The sequence below is a fragment of the Rhizobacter sp. genome, from assembly GCF_031412075.1.
Classification (GTDB): domain Bacteria; phylum Pseudomonadota; class Gammaproteobacteria; order Burkholderiales; family Burkholderiaceae_C; genus Rhizobacter.
Map to the genome: position 1 here is coordinate 1 of NZ_JANOCG010000246.1, position 1766 is coordinate 1766.

Below are 1766 nucleotides of genomic sequence, written 5' to 3' on the forward strand. Positions count from 1 at the left end.
GGCTCGGCTTCCCGATGGCGCCGCGTGAGGCGCAAGTCGTGGCACGCGCTGCCGGCGAACTGACAGCACGCGAAATGCTGCTGGAGGCGGCCGTCATGTCCGCGCCTGAAATGAAAGCACGCGGGTTCGTCAACCGCGTCGTCGCCGATGGCAACGTTGCTGCGCAAGCCGTGGCCGCCGCGCAGCGCATCGCCGCGTTGTCCCCGCAAGCTGCACGCCTGAACAAGCAGGCGCTGCGCGCGCTTCACCCCACGACCGAAACCCCTCCCGCGGCCTACCGCTATGCCGATAGCGCGGAGCACCGCGAAGGCATTGCCGCATTCATCGAAAAGCGTCCTGCCCGCTTCTGACCCGCCACCTGACTCCCATGAAAAACCAGAACCTGTTTGCTGCGCTGCGCGCCGCCTTTCCCTCCGACCTCGACCAAGCCGCGGTTGAAACAGACAACGCCCTCATCTACTCCTGGCGCGACCTCGAGCGGGCCACCGCGATGATGGCCAACCTTCTGTTGTCGCTGGACCTGCCGGCAGGCGCGCGCATCGCGGTGCAGGTGGAAAAATCGGTCGAGGCGATGATGCTGTACCTCGCCACACTCCGTGCGGGTTATGTCTTCCTCCCTCTCAACACCGCTTACCAAAGCGCGGAGATCGAGTACTTCGTCGGCAACGCCGAGCCGGCAGTCGTGGTGTGCAGCGCGAAGAATTTCGGCTGGGTCAGCAAGATCGCATTCAAGGCGGGCACCCGCCATGTGTTCACGCTCAACGACGACCGCACCGGCTCGCTGTTGTCGCGCGCCGCCCATTGCAGCGACCAGCATGAGATTGCTCCCGTGGCCGAGGGCGACCTGGCCGCCATCCTCTACACCAGCGGCACGACCGGCCGCAGCAAGGGCGCGATGCTGACGCACGGCAACCTGCTGTCCAACGCCCGGGTTCTCAAGGACTATTGGGGCTGGAAGCGCGGAGACGTGCTGATCCATGCATTGCCGATTTTCCATGTGCACGGCCTGTTCGTGGCCCTGCACGGCGCGCTGCTCAACGGCAGCAAGATGATCTGGTTGCAACGCTTCGATCCCCAGCTCGCGATCCGCAAGATGGCCGAGGCCACGGTGTTCATGGGCGTACCGACGCTCTACGTGCGCATGCTGGCCGAGCCGGCGCTGCGTCTGGAGGCGGTGCGCAAGATGCGCTTGTTCGTCTCGGGCTCGGCGCCGCTCCTGCTGGAGACTTTCAACGAATGGCAGGACCGCACGGGCCACACCATCCTCGAGCGCTACGGCATGAGCGAGACCGTCATGCTCACCTCCAACCCCTACCTCCCACAGGACGGGCAACGCCGGGGTGGCACCGTGGGCTTTGCGCTGCCCGGCGTTGGCGTGCGGGTGAGCGGGGAGGGTGGCACCGCGATGCCGGCCGGAGAAATCGGCAACATCGAGGTCAAGGGCCCCAACATTTTCAAGGGCTACTGGCGCATGCCGGAGAAGACCGCGGAAGAGTTCACCAGCGACGGCTGGTTCAAGACCGGTGATGTCGGAAAGATCGAAGCCGATGGCCGCGTGACCATCGTCGGGCGCAGCAAGGACCTGATCATCAGCGGTGGCTACAACGTGTACCCGGCCGAGATCGAGGGCTATATCAACGACATGCCGGGTGTGCTGGAGAGTGCGCTGGTGGGTGTGCCGCACCCGGATTTTGGTGAAGTCGGCGTGGCCATCGTTACTGCCAGACAAGGCGCCGTGCTGGACGCCGAACAGATCATCGCCAGGC

2 protein-coding genes are annotated in these 1766 nt (G+C 65.1%); both read left to right on the top strand.

The features are described 5' to 3' along the window. Window positions 1–350 (top strand): enoyl-CoA hydratase-related protein (locus RMO40_RS08660; RefSeq protein WP_309719143.1); only part of this gene is annotated, 350 nt, incomplete at its 5' end. 17 nt (window positions 351–367) lie between these two features. Further along, window positions 368–1766, top strand: a 1399-nt coding sequence (locus RMO40_RS08665; RefSeq protein WP_309719146.1) for a malonyl-CoA synthase, incomplete at its 3' end; no start/stop codon positions are given.